General features: G+C 39.5%; 23 protein-coding genes and 1 tRNA gene. 22 read left to right on the top strand and 2 right to left on the bottom strand.

The window, feature by feature from the left end:
- Positions 1 to 34: 34 nt before the first annotated feature.
- The 8 genes from AB5Z52_RS05315 (at position 35) to eis (ending at position 7,296) form a co-directional block, all read left to right on the top strand.
- On the top strand, positions 35 to 2,746 hold the full coding sequence (locus AB5Z52_RS05315) for a sigma 54-interacting transcriptional regulator (RefSeq protein ID WP_103299890.1): 2,712 nt from the start codon (positions 35 to 37) through the stop codon (positions 2,744 to 2,746).
- A 135-nt stretch (positions 2,747 to 2,881) separates the two neighbouring features.
- Positions 2,882 to 3,199 (top strand): PTS sugar transporter subunit IIB, encoded by a 318-nt coding sequence (locus AB5Z52_RS05320; protein WP_003126900.1) that lies wholly within the window; start codon positions 2,882 to 2,884, stop codon positions 3,197 to 3,199.
- A 24-nt stretch (positions 3,200 to 3,223) separates the two neighbouring features.
- Positions 3,224 to 3,541, top strand: a complete 318-nt coding sequence (locus tag AB5Z52_RS05325) for a PTS lactose/cellobiose transporter subunit IIA (protein WP_003126901.1) — start codon at positions 3,224 to 3,226, stop codon at positions 3,539 to 3,541.
- Between the two features lie 88 nt (positions 3,542 to 3,629).
- Entirely contained in the window at positions 3,630 to 5,066 is a 1,437-nt protein-coding gene (locus AB5Z52_RS05330; RefSeq protein WP_003126904.1) for a PTS sugar transporter subunit IIC, read from the top strand.
- A 118-nt stretch (positions 5,067 to 5,184) separates the two neighbouring features.
- On the top strand, positions 5,185 to 5,406 hold the full coding sequence (locus AB5Z52_RS05335; RefSeq protein ID WP_003126906.1) for a hypothetical protein: 222 nt from the start codon (positions 5,185 to 5,187) through the stop codon (positions 5,404 to 5,406).
- Between the two features lie 53 nt (positions 5,407 to 5,459).
- Complete coding sequence (locus AB5Z52_RS05340) at positions 5,460 to 5,648, top strand: DUF3188 domain-containing protein (protein WP_003126909.1); 189 nt, start codon at positions 5,460 to 5,462, stop codon at positions 5,646 to 5,648.
- On the top strand, positions 5,645 to 6,058 hold the full coding sequence (locus AB5Z52_RS05345) for a DUF3284 domain-containing protein (RefSeq protein WP_003126911.1): 414 nt from the start codon (positions 5,645 to 5,647) through the stop codon (positions 6,056 to 6,058). The genes AB5Z52_RS05340 and AB5Z52_RS05345 overlap by 4 nt, the downstream gene beginning before the upstream one ends.
- Before the next feature lie 56 nt (positions 6,059 to 6,114).
- Positions 6,115 to 7,296, top strand: a complete 1,182-nt coding sequence (gene eis, locus AB5Z52_RS05350; RefSeq protein WP_368243427.1) for an enhanced intracellular survival protein Eis — start codon at positions 6,115 to 6,117, stop codon at positions 7,294 to 7,296.
- A gap of 226 nt (positions 7,297 to 7,522) precedes the next feature.
- Here eis and AB5Z52_RS05355 read toward each other — a convergent pair.
- Positions 7,523 to 7,594 (bottom strand) — tRNA-Arg (locus AB5Z52_RS05355).
- A 180-nt stretch (positions 7,595 to 7,774) separates the two neighbouring features.
- Between AB5Z52_RS05355 and AB5Z52_RS05360 the strand changes: the two genes are divergently transcribed.
- From AB5Z52_RS05360 to AB5Z52_RS05370, 3 genes are all read left to right on the top strand, one after another.
- Positions 7,775 to 8,899 carry a hypothetical protein gene (locus AB5Z52_RS05360; protein WP_288551618.1) on the top strand — a complete coding sequence of 375 codons (1,125 nt, stop codon included), beginning with the start codon at positions 7,775 to 7,777 and terminating at the stop codon, positions 8,897 to 8,899.
- Positions 8,900 to 9,315: 416 nt separating this feature from the next.
- Entirely contained in the window at positions 9,316 to 9,516 is a 201-nt protein-coding gene (locus AB5Z52_RS05365) for a cold-shock protein (protein WP_003126918.1), read from the top strand.
- A 120-nt stretch (positions 9,517 to 9,636) separates the two neighbouring features.
- Positions 9,637 to 10,269 (top strand): HD domain-containing protein, encoded by a 633-nt coding sequence (locus tag AB5Z52_RS05370; protein ID WP_288551619.1) that lies wholly within the window; start codon positions 9,637 to 9,639, stop codon positions 10,267 to 10,269.
- Positions 10,270 to 10,403: 134 nt separating this feature from the next.
- On the opposite strand, the gene AB5Z52_RS05375 is transcribed toward AB5Z52_RS05370, so the two are convergent.
- The gene (locus tag AB5Z52_RS05375) at positions 10,404 to 11,174 is read right to left on the bottom strand and encodes an SDR family NAD(P)-dependent oxidoreductase (RefSeq protein WP_003126921.1); all 771 of its coding nucleotides are present in this window, start codon (positions 11,172 to 11,174) and stop codon (positions 10,404 to 10,406) included.
- A 228-nt stretch (positions 11,175 to 11,402) separates the two neighbouring features.
- On the opposite strand from AB5Z52_RS05375, the gene AB5Z52_RS05380 reads away from it, so the two are divergent.
- The 11 genes from AB5Z52_RS05380 to AB5Z52_RS05430 all read left to right on the top strand — a co-directional run.
- Positions 11,403 to 14,165, top strand: a complete 2,763-nt coding sequence (locus AB5Z52_RS05380; RefSeq protein WP_288551620.1) for a helicase C-terminal domain-containing protein — start codon at positions 11,403 to 11,405, stop codon at positions 14,163 to 14,165.
- 54 nt (positions 14,166 to 14,219) lie between these two features.
- The gene (locus tag AB5Z52_RS05385) at positions 14,220 to 14,720 is read left to right on the top strand and encodes a DUF5590 domain-containing protein (protein ID WP_003126923.1); all 501 of its coding nucleotides are present in this window, start codon (positions 14,220 to 14,222) and stop codon (positions 14,718 to 14,720) included.
- A gap of 21 nt (positions 14,721 to 14,741) precedes the next feature.
- Positions 14,742 to 15,935: a pyridoxal phosphate-dependent aminotransferase gene (locus AB5Z52_RS05390; RefSeq protein WP_288551621.1), complete on the top strand. Its 1,194-nt coding sequence runs from the start codon at positions 14,742 to 14,744 to the stop codon at positions 15,933 to 15,935.
- Positions 15,936 to 15,977: 42 nt separating this feature from the next.
- On the top strand, positions 15,978 to 17,276 hold the full coding sequence (asnS, locus tag AB5Z52_RS05395) for an asparagine--tRNA ligase (protein ID WP_288551622.1): 1,299 nt from the start codon (positions 15,978 to 15,980) through the stop codon (positions 17,274 to 17,276).
- Positions 17,277 to 17,572: 296 nt separating this feature from the next.
- Positions 17,573 to 18,346: a glycosyltransferase family 2 protein gene (locus tag AB5Z52_RS05400; RefSeq protein ID WP_029487006.1), complete on the top strand. Its 774-nt coding sequence runs from the start codon at positions 17,573 to 17,575 to the stop codon at positions 18,344 to 18,346.
- Entirely contained in the window at positions 18,346 to 19,170 is an 825-nt protein-coding gene (locus tag AB5Z52_RS05405; protein ID WP_257602757.1) for a glycosyltransferase, read from the top strand. The genes AB5Z52_RS05400 and AB5Z52_RS05405 overlap by 1 nt, the downstream gene beginning before the upstream one ends.
- Positions 19,167 to 19,871 carry a glycosyltransferase family 2 protein gene (locus AB5Z52_RS05410; RefSeq protein WP_288551623.1) on the top strand — a complete coding sequence of 235 codons (705 nt, stop codon included), beginning with the start codon at positions 19,167 to 19,169 and terminating at the stop codon, positions 19,869 to 19,871. Before AB5Z52_RS05405 ends, AB5Z52_RS05410 begins: the two co-directional genes overlap by 4 nt.
- A gap of 108 nt (positions 19,872 to 19,979) precedes the next feature.
- Entirely contained in the window at positions 19,980 to 20,846 is an 867-nt protein-coding gene (rfbA, locus tag AB5Z52_RS05415; RefSeq protein WP_156247280.1) for a glucose-1-phosphate thymidylyltransferase RfbA, read from the top strand.
- A gap of 14 nt (positions 20,847 to 20,860) precedes the next feature.
- Entirely contained in the window at positions 20,861 to 21,433 is a 573-nt protein-coding gene (gene rfbC, locus AB5Z52_RS05420; RefSeq protein WP_156247281.1) for a dTDP-4-dehydrorhamnose 3,5-epimerase, read from the top strand.
- 12 nt (positions 21,434 to 21,445) lie between these two features.
- Positions 21,446 to 22,474 (top strand): dTDP-glucose 4,6-dehydratase, encoded by a 1,029-nt coding sequence (rfbB, locus tag AB5Z52_RS05425; protein ID WP_156247282.1) that lies wholly within the window; start codon positions 21,446 to 21,448, stop codon positions 22,472 to 22,474.
- A gap of 43 nt (positions 22,475 to 22,517) precedes the next feature.
- The coding region (locus AB5Z52_RS05430; protein ID WP_368266838.1) for an NAD(P)-dependent oxidoreductase at positions 22,518 to 22,985 on the top strand (468 nt) is incomplete at its 3' end.

Below are 22,985 nucleotides of genomic sequence, written 5' to 3' on the forward strand. Positions count from 1 at the left end.
AATTACTAGTGTGTAATATTGAGGAGGCATTTTCGTGAATTCAAGGAAAGAAGAAATCTTTCAGACGATCGAACTGCACAAACAAGGTCTGACAGCCTTAGAGGTTGCGGAGATTTTACAAATCGATCGCAGTAATGCAAGCCGTTATCTCAGTGAATTATTTAAAGAAAATAAAATCAGCAAGCGTGCTGGTCGTCCAGTAATCTATGAACCATTGAATGAGGAAGTTCATGTGGATGTGTCCTCCGAGGTTAGTTTTGAAAGTCTGGTGGGCGTTCAAGCTTCTTTGAAAGTCAGTATCCAACAGGCGAAAGCGGCCATTCTATATCCGCCCCGTGGACTGCATACTATTATATTCGGCGAAACCGGGACCGGGAAATCATTATTTGCGGAGTGTATGTATCATTTCGCTGTGGAATCAAAAATGCTGAAAAAAGATGCCCCATTTGTTGCGTTTAATTGTGCGGACTATGCGCAAAATCCCCAATTGCTATTTGGTCATATCTTTGGGATCCGCAAAGGAGCATACACTGGCGCTGCGGAAGATAGTCCCGGACTAATGGCGAAAGCCGATGGCGGTATTTTGTTTCTGGATGAGATTCATCGTTTGCCGCCGGAAGGCCAAGAAATGCTCTTTACCTTTATCGACAAGGGAGTCTATCGTCCTCTAGGTGAAAGCAATCAAGTGTACGAAGCTTCTGTGCAGATCATCGGTGCTACAACAGAATCTTCAGAAACATTTTTGACGACATTCAACCGAAGGATTCCAATGGCCATCACTTTGCCGAATGTGGAGAGTCGTTCACTGGATGAACGATATGAAATCATCTCCTTATTTATCAAGCAAGAAGCAACTCGGCTCAATCAACGGATCGACGTTGAGCGAGATGCGATTTTGGCCTTTATGCTGTATGAAGCAGAAGGCAATATCGGCCAAATCAAACGTGATTTGAAATTAGTCTGTGCCAAAGCATTCCTCCATTATCGGACCTACGGCAAAAAGCATTTATTGATTCGTAAAGAAGATTGTTCATTGCAAGTCCAAAAAGGATTGTTGAAAATCAAAGAAATGTCGGAACGCCTCGATCGATTTTTAGAAGGCAAAGGCGATTTTTTGAGTTTCGAGCCTGGGGATCAAGATGTTGTTTGGTCACAAGATCCTCAAAGAAATATGCAGGTTTACAATGAGATTGAAGAGAAAGTCAGCAGCTTGATCGAGACAGGTGTTGCAACGATCGATCTGGAAAATCTGATTTCCAAGGATGTGGATGCCTATTTTGAAATGTATGTAGAAGAGCTGACGCAAAATCCCGTTCACAAAGAGTTGATTCCAGAAGATATTTGGAAACTGACCAATCACCTTTATGATATCGCTGAGCAAAAATTGGATCGTACATACAATGAAAAAGCACGTTTTGCCTTTGCACTTCATCTTCAAAGTACATTAGAACGCGTAAAAGAAGGCCACATGATCGTTCATCCAGACTTAAATACGATTCGGAAAAATCTGAAATCAGAGTTTCAGGTGGCGATGGATCTATCAACTATTATTGAAGAGGAACGACACGTGGAGATCCCCTTCGATGAAATTGGCTTTATTAGTATGTTTCTAGCTATTCAGGTGAAAAAACAGATCATGCCGCTTGAGAAGGTAGAAGTCGTCGTCTTGATGCATGGAAGAGCAACAGCTAGCAGCATGCTGGAAACCGCACAGGAGCTATTGGAAACCACTAGCGGTTATGCAATGAATATGTCATTGGATACAGAAGTGGGCGCAATGTACGAAAAGTTACTGGCCTATGTTTCTAAGAATAAAGATAAATTAAGTAATGGTCTATTGCTTCTCACTGATATGGGATCATTGAACTCTTTTGCAACACTTATTTATGAAGAAACGGGCATTCGGACGAAAGCAATCTCCATGTCCAGTACGATGATCGTGCTGGAAGCTTTGCGCATGGCAGAGAGTGGACGCAGTCTCGAGGATATCTATCAAAACATCCAGCGTTCCTTTGAGACGATCGTTCAAGAGCAATTCCGCACGGTTCGGGAAGCCAAAGGCAATAAAAAGGCAGTAATCGTTACGTGCTTTACGGGAGAAGGTGTCGCTGCCAAGCTGTATCAGCGCATCTATCCGGTCGTCGATCAAGAGAAGGTCGAAATTATTCAAATGCAATTTATTGAGAAAGAAACCTTCAAGAAACACATCGATGGGTTGCTAGAAGAATATGAGATCAAAGCCATCGCTGGCACAGTAGATATCGATTATCAAAACATTCCTTTCTTTTCGGCTTATGATGTCTTTGATGACGAACGGTTGAATGTGCTGAAGCGAATCGTTTCTGATGAAGTTCCCATCGAGAAAATTGTACGCTCTCTTGAAAATACCCTTACGCATGTCGGGTCTGTCTATCATTTGATCGAGAGCTTGCAACGAATCGTCCATCAGGTTCAGAATCAGCTGCATGTGACACTAGAACCGACTGTAGATGCCGGGTTAGTGATCCACCTAGCTTTTCTTGTGGAGAGCAATTTGAAAAAGGAACCTTCCCGAGCATTTAAGGATTTAGCAAACTTCCAAAAGCGGTATCGAATCGAGACCGATGTATTGCGAACGAACTTGCTGCAAATCGAAAAAAATTATCAAATCAAGATCTCTGAAGATGAGATTGCGTATCTCACACAGATGTTCTTAGAAAATGAAATAAAAAATCATCATGAATCCGCACACAATATTAGTGTGTAATGAGAAAAAGTAAAAGTGTGTAAGCGTTAAATTGGTGCAGACCATTGTTATATCAAGGTTTGCACTTTTTTTATTTTGGCACGCTTTTTGCTTTATAGTTAAGTGTAAATAATAATTTAGAAAGGAGTGACAATGATGGCGAAAAAAACGATTATGCTCGTATGTTCTGCTGGCATGAGTACTAGTTTGTTGGTAACAAAAATGCAAAAAGCAGCTGAAGCAAAAGGAATGGACGCAGATATTTTTGCAGTTTCCGCTTCAGAAGCAGACCAACATTTAGAATCAAAACCGGTGGATGTTCTATTGTTAGGCCCACAAGTACGTTTTATGAAATCACAGTTTGAACAAAAATTAGCACCTAAAGGGATTCCTTTAGAAGTCATCAACATGGCTGATTATGGCATGATGAATGGCGAAAAAGTTTTAGCACAAGCAGAAAGCTTAATGAAGTAGTGAAGTAAGAGGAGGATTTTTTTGATGGACGAGCAAAATTTGGAAGCCATTATGGGTTTGATCATGTATGGCGGAAATGCGAAAAGTGATGCAATGGAGGCAATTGCGGCAGCCAAAGAAGGAAATTTTGAATTGGCAGACCAAAAGATTGCGGATGCTGAAGCATCTTTAGTAGAAGCACACCACTCACAAACTGGTTTGTTGACACAAGAAGCACAAGGCAACCATATGACAGTGACCTTGTTGACGGTTCATTCGCAAGACCATCTAATGACATCAATCGCATTTACAGATCTAGCGAAAGAAATCATTGATATTTATCGACGTATGAGTAACGAATAATCTTTGAACGGATAGAAGTAGTTATTTGTTGATTTTATCTCTTAGAAAAATCTTCTTTGGCGAATAGAACTTATAGGAGGACATAAAAATGGATGGATTAACGAGTTGGATGGAGAAATACATTCTCCCCGTAGCAGCGAAGATCGGTGCTCAAAAGCACTTAGTGGCGTTGCGTGATGCGTTTATTGGAACAATGCCCGCGACAATGGCTGGTTCGATCGCTGTAATGATCAATGCGATCATTCGCGATCTGCCGCCACAGTTTTGGCCTAGTTATGATGCAAGTACAATTCCAGTTATACGTGAAATTATTAGTATTAATGGGTTTGTTTGGAATGGTACATTAGCTGTAGCTGGATTGGTTTTTGCTTTTTCTTGGGGGTATAACTTAGCCCGAGCATACCGTGTCAATGACCTTGCCGGTGGGATCGTCGGAATGGCGACACTGATCCAAGGAATCGCTTTTTCATATAGCACGTCTGTTGCGACGACAGTTCCTGCAAATTTGATGGATGAAATCAATGCTGGTACAGCAACAACTGGTTGGTCAGCAACAGCTGAAGGAATTACAGCTGGCGGCTGGGGCTGGTTGAATTTGAACCATCTAAATGGGAATGCATACTTTACTGTAATGATCATGGGAGCAATCTCAGTCATCATTTTCTGTAAATTAATGTTAGCCAATATTACAATCAAAATGCCGGATTCCGTTCCACCAGCAGTTTCGAAAGCTTTTGCCGCAATCTTACCGGCAACGATCGCTTTGTATGTTATTGCTATTATTAACTTTATTGTTGGACAATTGACGGATGGACAATTGATTATCGACCTTGTTCAGAAATATATTGCTGAACCATTCTTGGGTCTTTCTCAAGGAATAGGTGCAGTCTTGATCGTTACTGTTTTTGTGCAAATCTTCTGGTTCTTTGGTATCCATGGTCCAAACGTATTGGCACCAGTTTTGGAAGGTATCTGGGGACAAGCACAGTTGATCAATATTGATATTTTCCAAAAAGGATATGATGGAAAAACTGGAACAAGCGCGGTATTAGCAGCCATTGAAGATGGAAAAGCGTATATGTGGGTTCGTGGATCATTCGATGCATTTGCATGGTTTGGTGGTTCAGGTGGAACGATCGTTCTTTTGATCGCCATCTTAGTTTTCTCTAAACGTGCAGACTATCTGACAGTTGCCAAATTATCAATTGGACCTGGTATCTTCAATATCAACGAACCAGTCATGTTTGGTTTGCCAATCGTATTGAATGCGATCATGTTCATTCCATTCATTATTGCACCACTTGTTGCTACAACAATTGGTTGGTTAGCTACTTACTGGGGATTAGTCTCACCAGTTTCTCAACAAGTAACTTGGGTTGTGCCGCCAATGTTATTATCATTCTTAGCAACCGGTGCAGACTGGCGTGCGCCAATCGTCACTTTAGTATGTATGGTGGTCACCTTCTTCATCTGGGCGCCATTTGTTATCTCAGCAAATAAAATTGATCCAAAATTAGGCGAATAGCCCTTTAATCGAGAGGAACTGCTATCGCTTCATAGTTGAGGTAGCAGTTCTTCTTTTCATTCATTAAGAATACAGTTAGAAAACAGCAGCAAGAAAACTGCTCGAGGAGGAATAAAAAATGATCTCAATCGCAAGTGCTATGCAACAAGATGCAATCAAAGAATTATTAGAAGGATACAATGAAGACGGTGTGTCTTACACATTTAAAGAAAAACAAGGGATCAAATTGATTTTTACTACCACAGCTGACGATGCAGAAGCAGCAGCTAAAAAAGCGAAAGAATTGATTAAGGCCCAACCATGGGGATCTGTGCTATACTTTCAAGCAACCGCTGTTTGATGTCGTAATACAACTGATGTCAGGGACGATTAAATAGATAGGGATGAATCAAAATGATAAAAAACGGCTTATTTTTGTGCAGTATCGGGTTGCTTGTGATTTTGTATAGCATGAACCCAAGCAATATGCGTTTAGACATTTTCAGTTTTACTACTGGAATTGCTTTGCTGATAGGCGGCGGTTTGTTGTTTATGAAAGGCAAGAAAAAAGCTGATCAATCAAATGGAGGACAGTCTAAATGAAAATTGAAAAAACATTGAACGTTCCAAGTCCAGTCTTTTTCGATAAAATAATCGACTCAGTGATATTTGATATCCGCAAGGCAACAGGCAAAACGGTTTCCCGCAAACAGTTAGCCGGATATGAGTACGTCAAGGAATTTTCAGCTTCCAGCCGTGCAAAAATCAAAATTGAAGAAGTCATTGAGAATCAAGTCTATCAGTTTCGGACAGAGACAACCAAAAATGAGTTTGTCGTTCGCTATGAGCTGGAAACGATAAATGAAAAGCAGACAAAGGTAATTTATACGGAAACGATGAAGTCATTCGGTATTTTGCAACAAATGAATGATATGCTGCTTGGAACGATTCTAGGTTATTTTAAACGAAAACAATTCAAAAAAATGCTGGTTATGATGGAAGAATCATATTAAAGGGGTCCTGTGACGCCTTTTTTGTGTTTTCCAGGTAGGTAATAGGAGGAAATCGGATGAGTGATGTACGTAGAATGGATGAAGCAGGCCCACAAGAAGTTTTGGACTTAGTGGCTTATGCTTTCCAATGGGAATTAAGTGAGAAAAATAAAGAGCGTTATCGCTTACTAGCAGAGAATTCATGGAACTATGGTTCGTATGATGATCAAGGAAAGTTGGCTAGTCAAATCATGGCCACACCTTTTGCCATTGATTTTCATGGAACAAGCTATCCGATGGCAGGAATCGGTTTTGTTGCGTCATATCCAGAATATCGAAGTCAGGGAAGAATCGACCGCATCATGCGCCGCATCTTGGAAGATTGTTATGAGCAGGGAATTGTCCTTTCCTATTTAGCACCTTTTTCTTTTCCCTTTTATCGTCGCTATGGGTATGAATACGTCTTTGAACGTATGGTCTATGACGTTGCTGCTCATGAATGGGCCGATAGTCCCAAAGTAACAGGTTCGATTCAGCGTCTGCCATGGTCAGAGGCTAAAAGTGTGATCCACGATATTTATCATGCTATGCCAAGACATAAAAAAGGCGGATTGCTGCGAGCAGATTGGTGGGAAACGATCAAATTTACGTATCGTAAGCCGTATACATTTGCCATTTACCGCGATGAAGCTGGGAATAATACCGGTTATCTAGTTTATACGATTCAAGAAGGCAAATTCATCATTGAAGAGTGGGGTTACTTAAATATTGATGCTTATCACGGATTGAATCGATTGATTGTCTCTCATGCCGATTCTGTTGCCCGAATCATTTATCAACCAGGTTATGACAATGATATTCGCCAGGCAATTGCTGCCAAACCAATAGCACACTATCAGGTGAGACCGGATATGATGGCGCGAGTAGTCGATGTTCATCGCTTTTTGACGCAATATCCCTTTACTTATCAGCTAAATGGAGCTTTTGCTATTGAGATCCAAGAAGATAAATATGCGCCTTGGAACAATGGGATTTATGAAATCTCTATCAAGGACGGTCAGCATTCAATCGAAAAAGTAACGCAGACGCAACAACCAATAGTAAAAACAACCGTGCAGCGTTTTGTCCAGTTATTTATGGGATACCAAACAGTTGATACAATGGTTTTCTTGGAACAATTAGTGGCAGATGATGCAGCAATAAACTGCATCAAGTCTAATCTTCCAATAGGAAAACCAATATTAGAAGACTATTTCTGATTTATCGAGTCGTCCAACCAGCAAAATACCTGATGGTCCCCTCGCGTTTTAGGTAGGAATCCTTTAAGAAATGAGAGCAGTGATACGGACAGCTGATGGACCAGATCTGTTTTATCATCTTTGGTTTTAACTTGCTTCTTAGACAAGTGTTCTGTTGCAGCTAAGATTTTTTTATCTGATAAGCAAAAAAACTCTTGTCCAGCAAGAGTTTAACAGGTTCTTTCAACGTTCCCTGCCGGAATCGAACCAGCAACTAATCCTTAGGAGGGACTTGTTATATCCATTTAACTAAGGGAACACAACAATCCCATTTTACCTGTAAATTCATCTTCCTGCAACCCTAAGTCATAGTTATTTTTGTTGCGGGATAAGGGAAGATGAGGAATAGAAACCCGATTTATGCAATCGTTTTGCTTTATGGATAAAAATAGGCATGGTACACTTTAGGTGTAACCGATCAAGTAGGAGGTAATGTTGAATGGTAAAATTTGGGAAAGCTTTTTTGTCGCAATTAATAACTGACGGAATCAATGGACCATTTGTCACGATCATGCTAAATACTCACGTAGGTCACCAAAATGTTGAGGAAGATCAAATCAAATTCAAAAATTTTGCTAAAGAAGCAAAACGCCGATTTGAGAAGAGATATCCCGACCACTCATGGAACAAATTCCAGGAAAAAATTGAGACTCTGCTTGCTGATCAGGCATTTTGGCGCAGCAGCACCAAAAGTGTGGCAGTGATCTTAACAGCAGAAGAAACATTGATCCATCGCTTGAGTATTCCCGTGGATGATCAATACTATGTCGGAGATACACCTTACCTGTTGGCGATCATCAAAAATGCCCAATTCAATTATGCCTTTTATTTACTTGCATTGAATCGGGATTCCATGAAAGTATACCATGTTGAAAACAAGCAAGTCACTGAAGTGGCATTGCCTGAAGACGCTCCTGTTGACATTGAGACTGCTCTTGGTGAAGAAATCAGCGGTGGTGGAGATTTCAATTACAGTGCACAAGGTGCACCAAACAGTTCTGGTGAAGGCGTTGCCTACCACGGCTTCAGTGCTAAAGACGAAGAGGTTGAGATCGATCATGTCAATTACTACCAAGCTGTAGACAATTATTTTAAAAATGAATTTCCAAATGAGGAAAATTTACCGCTTTATCTTTTTGCACTCCCTGAAAATCAAACATTATTTAAGAAGATTGCAAAAACAAGTTACTTCAAAAAAGATGCTTGTATTGCGTCATCGCCTGCTTCATTATCCCCACAACAAATTGCCGAGTGTGCGCAAAAATTGATGGACGATCTGATGCAGAATGAAGTAGCTTCTTACAACAAACTGCTTGACCGCAAATTTATGGATCAATTAGTGGACATTGTACCAGCAGCGAAAGAAGGACGGATCGCGCAGCTCTTTATCGCCACTTCAAATTTAGTGGATGGCTTCGGAGAAGACCCGGATACTGAGTATGATCGTCGGCAAGTGCTGAATACATTGGCCAAAAATGTGTTGGAAAACAGTGGAGAAGTTTCTATATTGGAGCAAAAAGATGCGCCGGATGAGAAAAGTTTGACTGCGATCTTGCGGTACTAGTTTCCTAAATATCCGTAAAGCACCAGTTGAATAAATTAGCCTGTGACATAAACAACAAGAAGAATAATCTGAACGATTTACCAGGATTGCGTATCCCTTGTATAGTTGCTACTAGAACTTACAAACTGTAGGAGCAATCGTAGAATTTTTCGGATTAGTGCCTTTGTTGTAGAACATATGTCACAGGCTTTTTCTCTAAAAAAGTGCCTTCTTTGTGGAGAAAGTTAAGAAATAATTGCGTTTTCATTTTTTTTAAGTTTGCGATAGTCAAGAAGCAAAAACTGTGCTATAATACGAAGTGTAGTTTTTGTTACGGTAATTTATGGTAGCTTGTTTCATTTTAAAACATCTCCCACATTTTCACCATATACAAGTAATTGCAAAATATGTGTTTTAACACAAGGAGGATTTTTATTATGGAAACAGGTACAGTAAAATGGTTTAACTCAGACAAAGGTTTTGGTTTCATCACTGCAGAAAACGGAAACGACGTATTCGTTCACTTTTCAGCTATCCAAGGTGAAGGCTTCAAAACTTTAGAAGAAGGTCAAGCTGTTACTTTCGATATCGAAGACGGACAACGTGGACCACAAGCTACTAACGTAAACAAAGCTTAATTATTGCTTATCAGAGCAGCTTAGCTGCTCTTTTTTTGTGCTTTCATTCAAAAGAAGGTAGAGTCTAAATTTGTTTGCATTTTTCTGTATTTGTTATACTTGAAAAAAGGGGGACTCAGGATGGGACTGAATGAATTTATTTTGGGACTGGCGAATTTGGAAAAGATTCAACGGGCGCCGGGGTTCTTTAAGTTTACAGAACGTAGCGTCGCGGCGCATTCTTTTCGAGTCGCAATGATTGCCCAGACATTGGCTGATATTGAAGAGCAGGCGGGAAATACGATCGATTGGCAGATTCTCTATGAAAAAGCATTAAATCATGATTATACTGAACGATTCATTGGAGACATCAAAACGCCTGTCAAATATGCAAATAAAGAATTGCGGCAAATGCTTTCGACAGTAGAAGAAAAGATGACAGATACATTCATCGAAGAAGAGATTCCAGAATCATTTCAGCCGATTTATCGTCGTAGATTAGCGGATGGTAAAGATGATTCCCTGGAAGGCCAATTGTTGGCGATCGCAGATAAAATTGATTTGCTTTATGAATCTTTTGAAGAAATTTCAAAAAGCAATCCAGATAAAGTCTACAAAGAAATGTTTCGCGAAGCAGTAATGACGGTCAAAAATTTTAATCACCGTCCTAGTGTGTCTTACTTCTTTGAAGCGGTCTTTCCAGAACTATTGAATGCAGATTTCTATGGAAAAGAAAATTTTCTAGAAGAAATCGCAAACCTAATCAAAAATTGAAATGGTCTGTGAAACAAGTTTACCTATGAAAAAAACATACTAAGAGCAGAGGAGAAACTCATCCGTCGATGAGTTCCTCCTCTGCTCTTAGTATCTTGTATGTTTTTGAAGACTTGTTTCACAGGCTATTTTTATTATAACAATGATTCTGCTCCATCAACATAGACTTCTGTACCCGAAATGTTTCCTGCATCTTCAGAGGAAAGAAACAGCACGAGGTTAGCTACTTGTTCCGGAATACCAGTCTCTTGACGCAAAGGACGTTCCCGTTCCGGAAAGACGATTGGGATTTTGATTTTTTCAACAGCCTCTTCGATAGCCGTATTCTCATCAATATTTGTTGAAATCGCTCCTGGACAAATCGCATTGACTCGGATGTTGTAGCCGGAAAGCTCGAGTGCCGCCATTTTCATGAAAGCAACTTGACCAGCCTTAGATGTGCTGTAGGCACTAGCGCCGAAATTTTTGAAAATTCGGTTGCCGTTAACCGAACTTGTGATCACGATACTGCCGCCGTTGATTTTTAAAAAAGGAATTGCTGCTTTAACTGTGACAAAAGTACTGCGAAGATTCGTTGTAATGGTCGTATCCCAATCATCTAGTGAAAGCTCTTCGATAGGGGTCCAGGTTCCATTGATCCCTGCATTAACGTGGAGAATATCGACACCACCCAACTCTTGTGCCAACGCTGTGACTGCCTGTAAGAGCTCTTCTCCTTTTGATACATCAACCACACGATAAATCGATTGACCTTCAGTAGCTTCTACAAATGCCTTCAATTCTGTTTCATCAATGTCTAATAGACCAACGACTGCTCCTTGATCCAGAAATTGCTGGGCAACTGCTTTGCCAATGCCGGATGCTGCACCCGTCACGATAACCCTTTTATTTTCAAACCGTTTCATTTAAACGCCTCCTTCTTAATTAAATTATAAAAAAGTTCCTGACCTTTGTCGAAAGATACGGATGGTCCATTGATTTTTGATAGGATGAACGTATGAGGACTTTAGTCCTAAAATCAAGCTTCTCGTCTGATTGATCTCAAAATTTGATTTCCTCGTTATTGGCTAAAACAGATGTAAGAGGCAAAGATTTTGTAGTATAATGCAAGAAGTGCGTAAGGAGGAAGCGAAATGAAACCCATATACGCTGTGGTCGACCTTGAAACAACGGGGACTGATCCTGCCATTGATCGAATCATCCAATTTGGCTGTGTTTTGATCCAAGATGGTCAGGTCATTAATCGATTTGCGACAGATATCAATCCGGATCGAAGAATATCAAAGCAGATCCAGAATTTGACTCATATCACCAATCAACAAGTGAAACGAGCACCGTATTTCGAAGATGTTGCTTATACGATTTATAATTTGTTAACACAAACAGTCTTTGTGGCTCATAATATTTATTTTGACTATCATTTCTTAAGTCAAGAATTAATCCGATGCGGGATGCCGCCCCTTGAGATTCCAGGAATCGATACCGTGGAATTGGCGCAAGTTTTTTTGCCGACAGAAAGCAGCTTTCGTTTGGGAGATCTGGCTGAAAGTATCGGATTTGTTCATGAGAATCCACATCAGGCGGATAGCGATGCGGAAGTGACCGCGGCATTATTGCTGTACATCGAATCGATCATGCGTGAACTGCCATGGGTGACTTTAAAGCAAATCGCCCAGTTGAGCGGTCAAATGGGGATGCAGACCAGTCAGTATATTCAGCGGATCGTCAGTGAACGTACCGAAGAGCCGCTTCCTGAACATTTGGAAGAAATCGATGGATTGGTTCTACGAAAAAAGAGTGTGCCATTGTTTGAATCAAGCTATTTTCAAGGAGAGTATCCTAAAGTTAAAGCGGATAAGATCAAATGTTTTGATGGTCGCCTCAGTTATCGAAAACAACAAGCGCGGTTGATGAATGCTGTTTATGATCACTTTTCTCATGAAGAAAAAAATCTGATCATTGAGGCAGAAACCGGCATGGGAAAAACCATCGGGTACTTATTTCCTGCAAGCTACTTAGCTACTCCAAAAAATCCATTAATCGTCAGTACCACGTCGATTTTGCTACAGAATCAGATATTGGCTAAAGACATCCCATTAGTCAATCAAGTACTGGAACAACCGTTGCTGGCAACTGTTGTGAAAAGCCATCAACACTACATTGATCTCCAGCGGTTCAAAGCAACATTAGAACAACCGCTTGAACAAAAACAGTATGCCCAGTACCAGATGGGACTTTTAGTTTGGCTGACCAAAACTGAGACCGGAGATTTTGATGAATTGAATCTTGTGCGTCTTGATCATCCGCTGTTTTTGGAAATCCGTCATCGAGGGGTGGATTTTTTGGCAAAGAATCAAGCTTTTTATGAGCAGGATTTTGTGCGCCATCTCTATAATAAGATGACACAAAGCAATGTGCTGATTGTCAACCATGCATTTTTGATGCAGGAAAATCGGCGTCAGTATCCACTACTGCCAACGAGTAACTTTCTGCTGATCGATGAAGTCCAGCATTTGCCGGAGATTGCCGAAAGATATTCGCAAAATTCCTTTGATTCCCAACAGTTCAAACGACAATTTTTGCAAATGAATGAAGAAGGTTTGTTTGAAGAGATCAAGCAACTCGTCGCTGAAGAATTCGATCTTTCCCATTTATTTTCATTGTATATCGATGCCATCAAATTGATTATCGATACGCTAGAAGCCTATTTTGAAACACTCGTGATCAACGGGGAAGAACTGACACTTGTCCAACGCAAGGATCTTTACGATGGCAGCTTGCAGCAAGATCGTCTCCATCAAAAAATTCATTTGTATTATAAAGAAATTTTAGAAATCCAACAGCGATTGCAGACAACCTTCATGGCGACAGAAGAACGGCGATTGGCTCGGGAGCGCATCCTGATTGCCCGCTTGTTCGATTATTTCCATGATATGGAGGTACAGGCAGCGACGGTCCAATCGTGGCTGATGAATTGGCAACCTCGGTATGTCCATTGGATCAAGAAAAAAGCAGGGACTGCTGCAGCGATTATTGAAGTGGCAGACCTGCAGGGAAATCAAATTATCGAAAGCAAATGGTATTCAAGGTACAAACATATTCTTTATTTAGGCGGTACATTGAAAATTCCTGGTAACAAATCTTACTTTGCTCACCGATTAGGCATTCCTGAAGTGACGGTCAAAACGATTCCGGCATTTTATGATTATGAAAAGCAAGCACGCCTGTTTATTGTCAAACAAGGAATCTCGATTCAGCAAGCAACGAATGAAGAATACGCGCAATATTTGGCCGATGCATTAACACCGTTGCTATTTGAAAATTTGCAGCCAACACTTGTATTATTCACTGCTCATGAAACATTGAAACGGGTCTATGAAAAACTGCATAAAAAAGCCTTGGAACAAGGACGAGAACTTGTAGCACAAGGGACTGGCGGTAGTCGCGAGAAAATCATCAAGCGCTTTTTACTGGCGGAAAATGGGATTCTTTTTGGAACAGATAGTTTTTGGGAAGGCATCGATTTACCCGGTCAAGCGCTCAAAATCGCGGTTGTGACGCGCTTACCATTTGAGAACCCCAAACGACCGCTTGTTCAAGCACGTCATGCTTTTTTAGCATCGGAAGGTATTGATCCTTTCAAGGAGGATGCATTGCCAAAAGCAATTATCCGAATGCGTCAGGCGTTGGGACGTCTGATTCGGTCGGAAAATGATCAAGGAGTAATGGTGGTTCTTGATCGTCGGATTCTTTCTACGAAGTATGGCAAGCGAATACTTAAAGGTTTGCCAAAAAATCTGCCGGTCAAAGAAGCTACACCACAAGAAATGACCGAGGACATACGGGCGTTTTTTGATTCTGGAGCAGAAGAAACACCAAAAAAACATTTTTCTTAAAAGATAGCTGAAATCTGCTATAATAGAGCATATTATTTTTATGGAGGATAACGAGTGAAAACGAAAGACAAAGAACAACGCCGTGTGATGATTTTACTGGGTGCGATCGTTTTTTTATTGATCGTTATCATATTCTCATCGATTTTCTACATCCGTTCGACTCGTCCGATGCGACAGGCACGCAATGAAGCAATCGAAATTGCTCAAAAGTATACGGATTTGAAAGAGGTCGATCAATTTTATTGGTTTAATCGTCAAGCCTCTTCTTTTAGTTTAGTTGGTACAGATGATAAAGAAAATAAAATCGTCGTCATTATTCCTAAAAGCGGTGAAAAAGTGTCAGTTTTTAAACAATCAGATGGTCTAACGGAAGAAGCCGCTCGTCAATTGGTTGCCGAAAAGCATCCAGAAGAAACGATCCAGAAAGCTACTTTAGGATTGTTTAAAGAGCAAGCTGCTTGGGAAATCATGACGAAAGATGCTTCTGGTGAACTTCATTATTATTTGCTAGGTTTTAAAGACGGCAAGGAAATCAATGCCATCAATAATATTTGATTTAGAGAAAGGATGGTTGACATGACACTCTCCAAACGAGCGTATCAAGTAGAGCCCTCAGTTACATTAGCTGCAGCTGCCAAGGCTAAGGCGTTAAAAGCGCAAGGCGTTGACGTATTGAGTTTGACGGTAGGAGAACCCGACTTTATTACTCCTGAGAATATTCGTCAAGCCGCTATCCAAGCCATTGAAAATGGGAAGGCAAGTTTTTATACCCCGACAGCTGGGATCCCTGAGCTAAAAGAAGCCATCCTACGCTATCTGCAGGAGTTTTATGGCATAACGTATGACACCAACCAAGTGATCGTAACAGATGGCGCTAAATTTGCGCTTTATGCGTTGTTTCAAGCAGTGATCGATCCAGCAGATGAGGTGATTATTCCTGTGCCATATTGGGTCAGCTATGCAGAGCAAGTGAAACTAGCAGGAGGGCAACCAGTCTTCGTCTATGCTGCGGAAACTGAGCAATTTAAAGTAACGGTTTCTCAACTAGAAGCTGTTAGAACAGCTAAGACTAAAGCCATTATTTTGAATTCGCCTTCCAATCCAACGGGAGCAATTTATTCGAAAGAAGAACTACAGGCTATTGGAGAGTGGGCAGTTGAACATCATATTTTGATTGTTTCTGATGATATCTATGGTCGTTTGATTTACAATGGCCACTCCTTTACGCCGATTGCTAGCTTGTCTGAGGCTATTCGTAAGCAAACGATCATCATTAATGGTGTCTCAAAAACATATGCCATGACTGGTTGGCGGATTGGATTTGCCGTCGGCGATCCAACAATCATTCAAGCGATGACGGATATTGCTTCTCAAGCAACTAGCAATCCTACAGCTGTCAGTCAATATGCTGCTGTTGAAGCACTGTCAGGGAATCAAGACTCCATTGAAATCATGCGTCAGCAATTCGAAGACCGATTAAATAAAATCTATCCGATTGTTGCAGCCATTCCAGGTTTTCAATTAGTAAAACCGCAAGGCGCTTTTTACCTTTTCCCAAACGTCAGGGAAGCAATGAATATGTGCGGATATGAAGACATCAATAATTTTGTGGAAGCAATTCTGGAAGAGACCGGAGTAGCAGTCGTTACTGGTGCTGGGTTTGGTGCACCAGACAATTTACGGATCAGCTATGCAACCGATTGGGCAACCTTGGAAGAAGCCGCAAAACGTTTGCAGGATTTTGTTGAAAAGAAAAGCCGAAAAGCTTAAAATGCTTTATGGAACCCTTATTATCAGATTGGAGAGAAACGTGTGGAATCTATTCAAATTTTAGATGCAAAAAAACATGTTGGCGATACAGTACAGATTGGTGCTTGGGTCGCAAACAAACGATCAAGTGGAAAAATTGCCTTTCTGCAATTACGTGACGGTACCGCATATTTTCAAGGTATCGTGGTAAAAACCGAAGTGGGCGAAGAAGTCTTTCAGCTTGCCAAAAATTTAAATCAAGAAACGGCAGTTCTAGTAACTGGTGAGATTCGTGAAGATAGCCGTTCGAAATTTGGCTACGAAATCGGCATCAGCGGCATTGAAGTAGTGGGCGAAAGCCATGAATACCCAATCACACCGAAAGAGCACGGCACCGACTTCTTGATGGATCATCGCCATTTATGGCTACGTTCTTCAAAACAACATGCCATCATGCAGATCCGTAACGAAGTGATTCGTGCTACCTATGAATTTTTCAATAATAATGGCTTTATCAAAATTGATCCACCAATTTTGACAGGGTCTGCACCGGAAGGAACAACGGATCTTTTTGAAACCAACTATTTTGATCAAAAAGCATACCTATCTCAATCTGGTCAATTATATATGGAAGCTGCAGCGATGGCATTTGGTAAAGTCTTTTCATTCGGACCGACTTTCCGTGCAGAAAAGTCTAAAACGCGTCGTCATCTAATCGAATTCTGGATGATCGAACCGGAAATGGCTTTCATGCATCAAGAAGAAAGCTTGGAAGTACAAGAACAATACGTTGCTTTCCTTGTACAAAGCGTTTTGGACAACTGTGATTATGCATTAGATGTTTTAGGCAGAGATCGTGCCATTCTTGAAAAGTATACGAAATTACCATTCCCTCGTATTTCTTATGATGATGCCGTAGAACTATTGCAAAAAAATGGCTTTGAGGACATTCAATGGGGTGACGATTTTGGTTCGCCACACGAAACATTTATTGCAAACTCATTTGATCAACCAGTCTTTATTCTTAACTATCCAAAAGCCATCAAACCTTTCTATATGAAACCACATCCAACAAGAGATGATGTCGTGATCTGTGCAGATATGATTGCACCAGAAGGCTATGGGGAGATCATCGGTGGCTCAGAACGGGCTACAGATTATGAATTCTTGCTAGAACAAATCCGTAACCACGGATTAGATGAAAATGAATACTCTTGGTATTTAGATCTTCGCAAGTATGGCTCAGTTCCACATACCGGTTTTGGTCTAGGTCTTGAACGGACCGTTACATGGCTATCAGGTATCGAACACGTGCGTGAAGCCATTCCATTCCCACGCTTATTGAATCGTATTTATCCATAGGGGATATTCGAATTACATGAATATCTCACTAAGAGTAGACAGATCCAGCTAGAAATTTTATCTAGCTGGTTTTTTCTCGAATTAAGAGTAGATGAAAAGACAAATCATTTAAGCCCCCTTTAAGAATTGAATATTCAAGTTTCTGTCTATGAAAGCAATGAAAAAGGAGTTTTTAAAATATGTTTTCTTTGCAGGTGTCACTTAATTTGACCTCTCTTTTTTTACCTCGAGGGATATGTTATAATAATCCACTGACTAGCATTTTAAATACTATTAGAAATAAGGACAATTCAAAAATGGACAAAACAATCATCAGTATTGTAACTCATAATAGCCGTGATATTTTTAAGACGCTAGATCAGCTAGGTATTGCCATAGCTGATGATCCACGCTTCGAGGTGAAAATATTCGATAATGGCTCTGATTCAGAATATATTGCCAAACTACAACAGTATTCATTTGTTACTGTTGTTCAAGCTTCTGATAACTTAGGGTTTGGGCATGGACACAATCAATTATTGATGCATGCGACTGAAAAATATGGAATTATTTGTAATCCTGATATTCTTGTGTCAAAAAATTCCTTAGATGGCTTATTAAAAAGAATTCAAAATAATGATGCAGCAATAGTTGTGCCTCAAGTTCTAAATGAAGATGGTACCATTCAGCATCTTGTAAGAGAACGATTGGCTGTATTTGACTATTTTTTGCGTTTTGTCCCATTATCTTGGGTAAAGAAAGTGTTCAGAAAACGTCTATTTAGTTATGAATGCCAAAATCTTCCCCAAGACAAAACAAGTTATATTCGCATGGGATCAGGCTGTTTTATGTTAATTGATATTGAAAAATTCAAAGAGATTGGTGGCTTTGATGAACGCTTTTTCATGTATTTTGAAGACAATGATTTATGCTTGAGATATGAAAAAGCTGGCTATCGAATATTATATACTCCCTTTGAAAAAGTTGTTCACTTGTATGGAAAAGGGGCGCACAGGAGTTTAAAACTTTTCTGTGTCTTTATGCAATCAATGACGAAGTTTTTTAATAAATGGGGCTGGAGGTTTTTTTAATGAATCGATTGTTTGTGACAGTCGTTTTATACGAAAAAAAATGGCAAGAATCGTTAGCTGCAGTGATATTAGAAAACGCGATTCATAACAAAAAAATTCAGTTGTTAATATATGATAATAGTAAAAGAAAGCAAGAAGACGAATTTTTTTGTCATTCAGACGTAACTTATATTCATGATAAAACTAATTCTGGATTAGCAGAAGCATACAATAAAGGATTTTCTTTAGCAAAAGGACATGATTTATTGTTACTCTTGGATCAAGATACAGTTCTAACAGAGGAATACTTAGATTTGCTACTTGGTCTGTCTATAGATAATAATGTTGGGGCAATTGTTCCTTTAGTTTTTAGCGAAGGAAAACAAATTTCACCAGTCATGGCTGATCGCTATATCAATAGAAATCTAGTTTATCCAGGAGTAGGAAAGAAAACGAGTCGTCTTATGGCAATAAATTCTGGAACTGCGGTGACCATAAATGCCCTAAAAAAACTAAAGGGATTTAATAAAAATTTTCCACTTGATTTTTTAGATCACTGGCTTTTTTATTGCCTTTACCAAGAAAAATATGCTGTTTTAGTTGTAGGTGAAATAATTGAACATGATCTATCTGTGATGCATTATCAAACGATGACAAAAGAACGGTATGACCAAATTATTAAGAGTGAATCTTACTTTTATATGAATTTTGATAAAGAGAAGCAAAAGGATCATCGAAATCAGTTGTTTCTTCGCACGATTAAACAGCTTTTGTCAGCCAAAAAACGTCCCTTCTATCGTAGAACATGGGCGGAGTATCGTTCGTTTAGAAAGGAACAATCATGATTTCAGTTTGTGTTGCCACTTATAATGGGGAAAAATATCTAAAAGAACAATTAGACAGCATTTTACAACAACTATCAGAGACAGATGAGTTGATTATTTCAGATGATCGATCCTGCGATAACACCAAAAAAATTCTTGAAAGTTTCCACACAGATAAAAGGATCAAAATAATCGATGGTCCTCAAAAAGGTGTTATTAAAAACTTTGAGAATGCAATTCGACATGCAAAAGGGAACATTATTTTTTTGGCAGACCAAGATGATGTTTGGCTTCCCAATAAAGTGGCTCAGACAAAAAAAATATTTGAAGAGGATAAAAACTCTTTAGTGGTTATTTCGGATTTGGTTATTGTTGATAAGGATCTTGTACCAGTTGAAGATTCTTACTTTGCGTATCGAAATGTTCAAACTGGTTTTTTTAAGAATATTTTAAAAAACAAATACATTGGTGCTGGTATGGCTTTTCGTAAGGAACTCAAACCAGCTATTCTGCCATTTCCCAAGGCAATCCCCATGCATGATATGTGGATCGGAGTGATGGCTGGAAATCGGGTTAAATTACTTCATGAACCATTGACGTTGTATCGCAGACATGGAGAGAATACGAGTGAAATAAGTACAACTGCTTCATTCAAACAACAATTTTGCTGGCGATGGGCACTAATTTCTAGTATAGTAAAAAGAAAAATTTTCGGTAAATAAAAATTACATTTTTGTTTCATTCTTTTGAATCAAATGACAAAGTATTATAGAAATGAGATAATGCTTTGGTGGGAAAACAAGTAAAATACTAAATAAGGAGAGTTCATCATGAAAGGGATAATTTTAGCAGGTGGTTCAGGAACACGCCTGTACCCATTAACAAAAGCAACTTCTAAGCAATTGATGCCAATTTATGACAAACCAATGATTTATTACCCAATGTCTACATTGATGTTAGCAGGCATTAAGGAGATTCTGATTATTTCAACTCCGCAAGACACCCCTCGGTTTCAAGAATTATTTGGCGATGGAAAGGATCTTGGCTTACAAATTGAGTATGCTGTCCAACCTAGTCCTGACGGCTTAGCACAAGCTTTTATCATCGGAGAAAAATTTATCGGAAATGATAGTGTCTGTCTAGTTTTAGGCGACAACATTTATTATGGTGGCGGACTATCTAAAATGCTTCAACGTGCGGCAAGCAAAGAAACAGGAGCTACCGTATTTGGTTATCATGTCAATGATCCAGAACGTTTTGGAGTAGTTGAATTTGACGAAGACATGCATGCATTATCAATTGAAGAAAAGCCAATGCAACCTAAATCGAATTATGCAGTGACTGGGTTATATTTTTATGACAACGATGTAGTCGAAATCGCCAAAAATATTAAACCTTCCGCCCGTGGAGAATTAGAAATCACTGATATTAATAAGGTTTACCTTGAGAGAAATAAATTATCTGTTGAAGTCATGGGAAGAGGATTTGCTTGGCTAGATACAGGTACCCATGAAACTTTACTCGAAGCATCCACATTTATTGAAACGATCGAAAAACGTCAAAATCTTAAAGTTGCCTGTTTAGAAGAAATTTCTTTCCGTATGGGATACATCACTAAAGATCAATTGATTGCTTTAGCTGAACCATTGAAAAAAAATCAGTATGGACAATATTTATTGCGATTAGCAGCTGAATAGAAGGAGCTACTCTTATGAAAGTAATGGATACAAATTTAGCAGATGTAAAATTGATTGAAATGGACGTTTTTGGAGATCATAGAGGTTTCTTTACAGAAAGTTATTCAAAGGAAAAATTTGCAGAGGAAGGGATTGATTATGATTTTGTACAAGATAATCATTCTCTATCTGCGGAAGCTGGTGTTTTAAGAGGACTCCATTTCCAAAAGGGAGAGGCTGCTCAGACTAAGTTGATTCGAGTAGTGACTGGAGCGGTTCTTGATGTAATCGTGGATATTCGCAAAGGGAGCCCTACTTATGGAAAATGGGAGGGGTATTTATTAACGGAGCATAATCACAGACAATTGTTAGTCCCAAGAGGATATGCTCATGGGTTTGTAACTCTGACACCAAATGTGAATTTTATGTACAAGTGTGATAATTATTACAATGCTCCTGCAGATGGGGGAATTGCTTTTGATGATCCAGATTTGGCGATTGATTGGCCAATCGACGTTAAAAAAGCGATTTTATCAGAAAAAGATACAAAACATCCAACTTTAAAAGAGTTTGAGTCAGAAAATCCCTTTGTTTATGGTGAAATCTAAGGAGTGAACGCTATGAAAAAAATCGTTGTAACTGGTGGAGCTGGGTTTATCGGTTCCAACTTCGTACATTATGTGATCAATAATCATCCTGACGTCCATGTGACAGTTCTAGATAAATTAACTTATGCGGGAAATGAAAACAACTTAAGCGGATTACCAAAAGAACGGTTTGAGTTAGTTGTAGGAGATATCTCGGATCATGATTTAGTGGACAAACTTGTGCAAGATACCGACGCCGTTGTTCACTATGCAGCAGAGTCTCACAATGATAATTCATTAAAGGATCCGTTTCCTTTTGTTCAGACAAATATCATTGGCACCTATACATTGATTGAAGCGTGTCGCAAATACAATGTAAGGTATCATCATGTTTCAACAGATGAAGTGTATGGGGACCTTCCGTTGAGAGAAGATCTTCCTGGCCATGGAGAAGGGGAAGGAGAAAAATTTACAGATAAAACACCGTATAACCCTTCAAGTCCATACTCATCGACTAAAGCTGGCTCTGATTTGTTAGTGAAAGCATGGGTACGCTCTTTTGGCTTACAAGCAACTATTTCAAACTGCTCAAATAATTATGGACCTTATCAGCATATAGAGAAGTTTATCCCTCGTCAAATTACTAATATTTTGAGTGGAATCAGACCTAAACTTTACGGGAAAGGTAAAAATGTTCGGGATTGGATTCATACGAATGACCATTCTTCAGCTGTTTGGGCGATTCTAACCAAAGGTCGAATTGGAGAAACTTATTTGATTGGTGCCGACGGTGAAGAAGACAATAAGACAGTGATTGAATTGATTTTAGAACTGATGGATCAACCAAAAGATGCCTATGATCATGTGAAGGATCGACCTGGACATGATTTGCGATACGCAATTGATTCAACCAAATTGAGAGAAGAACTTGGTTGGCAACCTGAATTTACCAATTTCCGAGATGGTCTAGCCGATACGATTGCTTGGTATCGCAACAATAAAGATTGGTGGACTACTGAGAAAGAGGCAGTAGAAAAAAATTATGCTGCAAATGGACAATAATTGAAAGCAGGGGAACCTGCTTTTTTTGAAGGGATGATAAACGATGATATTACTAACTGGTGGAAATGGACAACTTGGTACGGAGTTGCGTCATTTATTAGATGAAAAAGGATTGGAGTATGTGTCAACAGATGCGCAAGAAATGGATATTACGGATGAGAAAGCAACACTTTCATTTATTCAAAAAGTGAAACCAACGCTCATTTACCATTGCGCTGCTTATACAGCCGTTGATAAAGCTGAAGATGAAGGTAAGGTACTTGATGAGAAAATCAATGTGGATGGTACGATAAATGTTGCTAAAGCGGCTAAATCTGTAGGCGCAAAACTAGTTTATATCAGCACAGATTATGTTTTTGATGGTACAAAAAAAGATGGTGTTTATAAAGAGAATGACACGCCAAATCCTCAAAATGAATATGGACGTACCAAATTGCTTGGTGAAGAAGCAGTGAGTGATATTTTAGATGAATACTATATTGTTCGAACTTCTTGGGTCTTTGGTAGATAT

This window comes from Enterococcus sp. RTP21361st1_A6_RTP21361_211029, from assembly GCF_040910045.1.
In the GTDB taxonomy this organism is placed as follows: Bacteria; Bacillota; Bacilli; order Lactobacillales; family Enterococcaceae; genus Enterococcus_D; species Enterococcus_D gallinarum.

Excerpts from the sequence above, each read along its gene's own strand:
- AB5Z52_RS05330 (WP_003126904.1), top strand. The coding sequence starts at position 3,630 with ATGGATGGATTAACGAGTTGGATGGAGAAATACATTCTCCCCGTAGCA.
- AB5Z52_RS05390 (WP_288551621.1), top strand. The coding sequence starts at position 14,742 with ATGACACTCTCCAAACGAGCGTATCAAGTAGAGCCCTCAGTTACATTA.
- AB5Z52_RS05380 (WP_288551620.1), top strand. The coding sequence starts at position 11,403 with ATGAAACCCATATACGCTGTGGTCGACCTTGAAACAACGGGGACTGAT.
- AB5Z52_RS05360 (WP_288551618.1), top strand. The coding sequence starts at position 7,775 with ATGGTAAAATTTGGGAAAGCTTTTTTGTCGCAATTAATAACTGACGGA.
- AB5Z52_RS05410 (WP_288551623.1), top strand. The coding sequence starts at position 19,167 with ATGATTTCAGTTTGTGTTGCCACTTATAATGGGGAAAAATATCTAAAA.
- rfbA (WP_156247280.1), top strand. The coding sequence starts at position 19,980 with ATGAAAGGGATAATTTTAGCAGGTGGTTCAGGAACACGCCTGTACCCA.
- eis (WP_368243427.1), top strand. The coding sequence starts at position 6,115 with ATGAGTGATGTACGTAGAATGGATGAAGCAGGCCCACAAGAAGTTTTG.
- AB5Z52_RS05335 (WP_003126906.1), top strand. The coding sequence starts at position 5,185 with ATGATCTCAATCGCAAGTGCTATGCAACAAGATGCAATCAAAGAATTA.
- AB5Z52_RS05375 (WP_003126921.1), bottom strand. The coding sequence starts at position 11,174 with ATGAAACGGTTTGAAAATAAAAGGGTTATCGTGACGGGTGCAGCATCC.
- AB5Z52_RS05370 (WP_288551619.1), top strand. The coding sequence starts at position 9,637 with ATGGGACTGAATGAATTTATTTTGGGACTGGCGAATTTGGAAAAGATT.
- AB5Z52_RS05405 (WP_257602757.1), top strand. The coding sequence starts at position 18,346 with ATGAATCGATTGTTTGTGACAGTCGTTTTATACGAAAAAAAATGGCAA.
- AB5Z52_RS05320 (WP_003126900.1), top strand. The coding sequence starts at position 2,882 with ATGGCGAAAAAAACGATTATGCTCGTATGTTCTGCTGGCATGAGTACT.
- rfbB (WP_156247282.1), top strand. The coding sequence starts at position 21,446 with ATGAAAAAAATCGTTGTAACTGGTGGAGCTGGGTTTATCGGTTCCAAC.
- AB5Z52_RS05400 (WP_029487006.1), top strand. The coding sequence starts at position 17,573 with ATGGACAAAACAATCATCAGTATTGTAACTCATAATAGCCGTGATATT.
- AB5Z52_RS05340 (WP_003126909.1), top strand. The coding sequence starts at position 5,460 with ATGATAAAAAACGGCTTATTTTTGTGCAGTATCGGGTTGCTTGTGATT.
- AB5Z52_RS05365 (WP_003126918.1), top strand. The coding sequence starts at position 9,316 with ATGGAAACAGGTACAGTAAAATGGTTTAACTCAGACAAAGGTTTTGGT.
- AB5Z52_RS05325 (WP_003126901.1), top strand. The coding sequence starts at position 3,224 with ATGGACGAGCAAAATTTGGAAGCCATTATGGGTTTGATCATGTATGGC.
- AB5Z52_RS05345 (WP_003126911.1), top strand. The coding sequence starts at position 5,645 with ATGAAAATTGAAAAAACATTGAACGTTCCAAGTCCAGTCTTTTTCGAT.
- rfbC (WP_156247281.1), top strand. The coding sequence starts at position 20,861 with ATGAAAGTAATGGATACAAATTTAGCAGATGTAAAATTGATTGAAATG.